The following is a 6053-nucleotide window of genomic DNA, read 5'->3' as shown; positions in this document are numbered from 1 at the left end:
GACTACGGTCGCGCCCGGTGGGACGTCGCGCACGACGACCGATCCCGCGCCAACGCGGGAGTTCGCGCCCAGCGTGATGTTGCCCAGCACCTTCGCGCCGGCGCCGACGACCACGCCCTCTTCGAGGTTCGGGTGGCGCTTGCCGCTCTCCTTGCCTGTGCCGCCCAGCGTGACGCCCTGGGCCTTTACCTTTCAAAAAGTAGAAAAGCCCCTGATTCAGGATATCACCTATTTAGGTTCTTCTGCATTTGTTAACGAGATCTCAGGTTCGGTCGTTATGTTTACGTTCAATACCATTATCTTCTCATTGGAAGGCAACGAGGGATTAGCGGCGTATGGTATCATAGCCAACATCTCTTTCGTCGTGCTGTCATTGTTCGCAGGTGTGGCTCAAGGGACGCAGCCGTTACTGAGTGAAAGCTATGGACTGAAAAATCTCAAGCAGATGAAGCAGGTATTGGCCTTGTCTTTAGGAACTTCGCTTATATTGAGTATAGCGATATACATCGGAACGTACCTATTAAATGATCAAATAATTCTGGCATTCAATAGTGAACAGAATGCCCACATAGCCGAGATGGCCACTACGGGTTTATTGATTTACTTTATCGGCTTCTTTTTTGCCGGACTCAATACAATCTTTACCAGTTACTTCGGTGCGACGGATCAACCAAATCTGGCACTGTTTTTCTCTATGCTTAGAGGCGGGTTTATCATAGTGCCTCTCGTCTTAGTGTTGAGTCATTTTTATGGCATGAGGGGCGTGTGGTGGTCATTTGTACTCGCAGAAGCGCTGGTATTAGGGCTTATCTCCTGGAAAGTTAATCCGAATAAACGAGTGAAGAAGTTTAAGTAGAAGGATCGAGTATAACTCGGTCTTTTTTTTTTTAATATCTTTTAATGAGAAGAAGTAGGAATATGGTATACTGCAAACAAAGAGAACGGTTACATGATTCGCGATTTCCGTGTGCTGGTTTCTATTTTTCAAGTGGATTATATATTAGATAATAGGAGGATCTTTACCAATGCCTGACAACAAAAACTTAATATATGTGAACGAAGACAAACTGGAATTTCATTTAACTAATCAAGAGGTCAGTTACATTTTCAGAGTCTTCGAGAAAAGCAAACAACCTGAACATTTATATTTCGGTAAGAGCATTCAAAACCGCCCTTCTTTTGATTTTCTGATCGAAAGGGAGCCGCGTTCTTCTATCAACTTAAATGAAAAAGATTATACGTCATCCTTAGAGCATACCAAACAGGAATATCCAGGGTTCGGAACAACAGATTTCCGGTACCCGGCTTTTGAATTGGAGTACCCCGAGGGAGACCGCATCTCAAACTTTGCTTATGATTCATATGTCATTCATGAAGGTAAGCCCAAGCTTGAAGGATTGCCCGCCACCTACACAGACTCAGCAGGCGAGGCGCAAACACTCGAAGTCATCCTGAGAGATGCTCATTCCAACTTATTAATCAGTTTATTCTATAGTATCTTTGAGACTCGTTCTTTGATTACCCGCAGTGTTAAATTCCATAATGAGGGAAAAGAAATAGTTAAGCTGAATCATGCCATGTCAATGAGCATCGATTTTCCAGATGATGATTTTGATATGATCCATTTAAATGGCGCGTGGGCCAGAGAGAATCATGTAGAGAGACAACCTTTATTTAAAGGCGTCCAATCGATATCGAGTGCACGCGGAGCAAGCAGTCACATGCATAATCCGTTTTTTGCTCTCGTACGTCCGGAAACGACAGAGAGACAGGGAGACGTTTACGGGTTCAGTCTCGTCTACAGTGGGAATCACTTGGGACAGGTCGAAGTGGATACCTATAATGTGACGCGTGCCACGATGGGCATCAATCCTTATCAGTTTCAGTGGAAGCTGAAGCCGGATGAAGCATTTCAAACGCCAGAAGTGGTTATGGTCTATTCCGCTACAGGTATCAATGGGATGAGTCAGACCTACCACGACTTATACCGCAATCGACTTGCCAGAGAACCGTGGAAGAATCAGACTCGCCCGATACTGATCAACAACTGGGAAGCAACGTACTTTGACTTCACTGAAGATAAAATTATGGAAATCGCTGAGAAGGCGAAAGAAGCCGGGGTCGAACTCTTTGTTCTGGACGACGGCTGGTTTGGTGAAAGAAACGATGACTCGAGTTCTCTGGGTAACTGGACTGAGAATAAGGTGAAATTACCTGATGGTATCGCGGGGTTATCCGACAAGATCCATAAGCTGGGATTGAAATTTGGCTTGTGGTTCGAACCGGAAATGATCAACAAGGACACGCCGCTTTATCAAGAACATCCGGAGTGGGTGATCCGGATGCCCGCCAAGCCGATATCATATGGACGGAACCAATTCGTTTTAGATTTTTCGAATCCTGAGGTCGTGGATGCTTTGTTCAATCAGATGGATGCGATTTTGACTCATGGAAAGATCGATTACATCAAATGGGACATGAACCGTTATATCACTGAACCCTTTTCAACGCTGTTACCTCATGATCGGCAGGGAGAGCTCTATCATCGCTATATTCTAGGTGTGTATTCTTTATACGAAAGACTTTTAGACCGGTATCCTGATCTGCTGATCGAATCGTGTGCCGGTGGCGGCGGTCGATTTGATCCGGGACTGTTATACTACGCGCCACAAGCATGGACGAGTGATGACACTGATGCCGTCGAACGTCTGAAGATACAGTACGGGACATCGCTGGTTTACCCGCTGTCAAGCCTTGGCAGTCACGTTTCGGCGGTCCCGAATCATCAAATGGGCCGGACCACTTCTTTAGATATGCGGAGTGCAGTGGCTTACTTTGGAACATTCGGATACGAGCTGGATGTCACCAAACTTAGTGAAGACGAAATGAATCAGATAAAAGCGCAGATCAGTTTCTTTAAAGACAATCGCCGACTGATTCACGAAGGGATTTTTTACCGTTTGAAGAGTCCGTTTGAAGGTAACGAAACGGCGTGGATGGTTGTGTCACAAGATAGAAAAGAAGCGCTGATCGGCTTTTATCAAGTGCTGGCTCAGCCCAATCCGTCCTACAGTCGGCTGAAATTAGCCGGACTGGAAGAAGATACGCTTTATACCATTGATCCGGATGGCGAAGAACGTTATGGTTCAGATTTGAACACGATCGGATTACTCTTTAGTGAAAACGAGAGACAGCGGGGACACTTCTGGTCGATAAACGGCAAATCCGATTTTCACAGCTGGATCGTCAAATTGACAGCAAAAGAATAGCGATTCTCACAAAGAAAAGGTGAAACACCCGAGCGTTGGATGTAGTCCAATGTTCAGGTGTTTTTTTAATATCCAGTAATAAACGGTTTCGTCCATTCAAATCGTTTGTATAGATCCATTTATGAACAGTATAATAGAAACAGAAGGACTCTTCTTTGACAAAGATTAAAGAGCGTGTTAATTTATACTTAACGATTACAATTGTAAACACATAAACAAACGGGGAGATGAGCGTCATGCCAGACAAACATGAGGAAGATCAGAATAGGAAAGAACACGACCACGCGAATCAAGAAAAAAGTAATATGCACGATGGTATGGATCACGAACACGATCAGCCTGAAGACGAAGGACATCATGACCATGACGGTCACGGGGGCCATCAGGATCATCACGCGCATATGGTTGAAGACTTCAAGAAACGTTTTTGGGTTTCTTTGGTCGTCTCTGTCCCCATTGCCATTTTGGCTCCGATGCTGCAGCATTTATTCGGATTTGACGTATCTTTTCCGGGGTCTGACTTAGTGTTGTTTGCACTCGCAACCTTTGTCTTCTTTTACGGCGGGAAACCTTTTTTATCAGGCTTGAAAAGTGAAGTCGTTGACGACCATACGCCCGGTATGATGACCCTTATTTCCTTGGCCATCACAACATCCTATGTGTATAGTTCGCTAACCACCTTTTTTATCGAAGGCAGTGATTTTTATTTTGAATTGGCTACATTAATTGTTGTTATGTTACTGGGACACTGGATCGAGATGCGCTCGCAGATGGGGGCCTCCAAAGCACTGGAAGAACTGATAAACCTGATGCCTAATGATGCCCATAAACTAGATGAGGATGGAAATACTACAGAAGTCTCGGTAGAAGAATTGCATCCCGGAGATAAAATTTTAGTTAAATCCGGTGAGAAAGTGCCGCTGGACGGTGAAATTTTGGAAGGGAGATCTTCAATTGATGAATCAATGTTGACGGGTGAGTCGGTGCCTGTTGAGAAAAAAGAAGGAGAGGAAGTCATTGGTGGTTCCATCAATGGGGAAGGTGTCCTTACTGTAGAAGTAAGTAAAGTCGGAGAAGAGACCTATCTCTCGCAGGTTGTTGAGATGGTGAAAAATGCCCAGGCAACCAAATCGCGTGCGCAGGGTTTTGCCGATACGGCAGCGAAATGGCTCTTTTACGTGGCTGTCGGAGCAGGTTTAATCACTATGATTTATTGGGTAAATGTAGCAGACTTTGAGTTTGCCTTAGCAAGAACAGTGACCGTTTTAATCATAGCTTGTCCTCATGCCTTGGGACTGGCCATGCCGTTAGTCAGTTCGGTCTCGACCTCTATTGCGGCACAAAAAGGACTGCTTATAAGAAACCGCACGCAGTTTGAAATGGCTCGTAATATTGATAAAATCGTCTTCGACAAAACTGGGACTTTAACTGAGGGAAACTTTGGTGTCGATGATATCATTCCAGAAGATGGCACGTCGGAGGAAGACCTGCTTCAACTTGCCTATTCAGTTGAAAGTCAATCCGATCACCCGATCGCCAAAGGTATCGTTCGTGCCGGGGAAGAGAAAAAAGTTCAGCGCCTGGGCGTGACAGATTACAACAACTTAACGGGTAAAGGACTGGAGGCAAAAATCGATTCGGATACTGTATCCATTTTAAGCCCGGGAGCGATGAAAGCAGAAGGGATCTCCTTTGACGAGGAGCGTTACAATGACTTGTCGCAACAGGGAAAAACAGTCGTATTTGTATTGAAAAACCAGAAGTTGCAAGGCCTGATCGCGTTAAGTGATATCATCAGAGAATCCTCTTATAAAGTGATCAAGGAGTTGACGGATATGGGTATCGACACCATAATGATCACCGGTGACAACCAGCGCGTCGCTGATGGGGTAGGGAACGAACTGGGCTTAACTGAAGTGATTGCTGAAGTCTTGCCGGATCAGAAATCTGAACACATCAAACGTCTTCAGGAAAACGGCACGAAACAAGTGGCGATGGTCGGTGACGGGATCAATGACGCACCTGCGCTTGCAGCAGCTGACATTGGTATTGCCATCGGCGCTGGAACGGATGTGGCGATCGAAACGGCCGATGTTATCCTGGTTAATAGTGACCCGAGAGATGTACTGAACGCCTTGAAACTCTCCAAAGCCACACACCGTAAAAACATTCAGAACTTATGGTGGGCAGCGGGATACAATATCATCGCGATCCCTTTAGCGGCTGGTATTCTGTATAATCAGGGTATTATCATCACTCCCGCTATCGGGGCGGCCGTCATGTCATTAAGTACGGTCATCGTAGCAGTCAATGCTCGATTGCTCAGTATGGATGATGAGACTGAAGAAACAGCAGACATGAAACCTGCGACCGAAAACAAATAAACGATAAAAAAAGCACGGAGTTTACGGGAGATCACTTCAACGTGATCCCTCCAGACTTCGCGCTTTTTTGTAAGGTAGGAAAGTATAGAATTTAAAGATGGATGATAACTTTAGGTTCAATGATTATTAGTTTTTATTAAAGAGAAAATCAGAATATACTCGCTTTTGGGCGAGTATGAACCTTATAAGATCCTTTTTGGTGTAGTAACGGCAGGAAGCTAATTGTTTGAGTGCCAGCTCGGTGGTGTTTGCTCCTGACTTGATGCAAGGGTTCTTTTTAGTGACTACTCACTGCATGTCACGGTGGGGTGGTCACTTGTACACAAGTTCCAGGCAATTGTCAAAACCTGTTGTCCGGCACCTGGAATTGAAATCTCATGAAAATCAGGGACATGGACAA

At 45.1% G+C, this 6053-nt stretch carries 3 protein-coding genes and 1 pseudogene; 3 read left to right on the top strand and 1 reads right to left on the bottom strand.

Features of this window, described 5'->3' with window-relative positions; genetic code table 11:
• Positions 1–180: pseudogene (locus R6U02_RS07910) on the bottom strand (serine O-acetyltransferase); the annotation flags it as partial.
• Between R6U02_RS07910 and R6U02_RS07905 the strand changes: the two are divergent.
• The 3 genes from R6U02_RS07905 (at position 158) to R6U02_RS07895 (ending at position 5653) form a co-directional block, all read left to right on the top strand.
• Positions 158–856, top strand: a complete 699-nt coding sequence (locus R6U02_RS07905) for an MATE family efflux transporter (protein WP_410263071.1) — start codon at positions 158–160, stop codon at positions 854–856. The pseudogene R6U02_RS07910 and the gene R6U02_RS07905 sit on opposite strands and share 23 nt — an antisense overlap.
• Before the next feature lie 169 nt (positions 857–1025).
• On the top strand, positions 1026–3269 hold the full coding sequence (locus R6U02_RS07900; RefSeq protein ID WP_410263070.1) for an alpha-galactosidase: 2244 nt from the start codon (positions 1026–1028) through the stop codon (positions 3267–3269).
• Between the two features lie 236 nt (positions 3270–3505).
• Positions 3506–5653: a heavy metal translocating P-type ATPase gene (locus R6U02_RS07895; RefSeq protein ID WP_410263069.1), complete on the top strand. Its 2148-nt coding sequence runs from the start codon at positions 3506–3508 to the stop codon at positions 5651–5653.
• Positions 5654–6053: the final 400 nt, after the last annotated feature.

The sequence above is a fragment of the Alkalibacterium sp. genome, assembly GCF_046484155.1.
GTDB lineage: Bacteria > Bacillota > Bacilli > Lactobacillales > Carnobacteriaceae_A > Alkalibacterium.
This window is presented reverse-complemented; position numbering and strand designations above follow the sequence as displayed.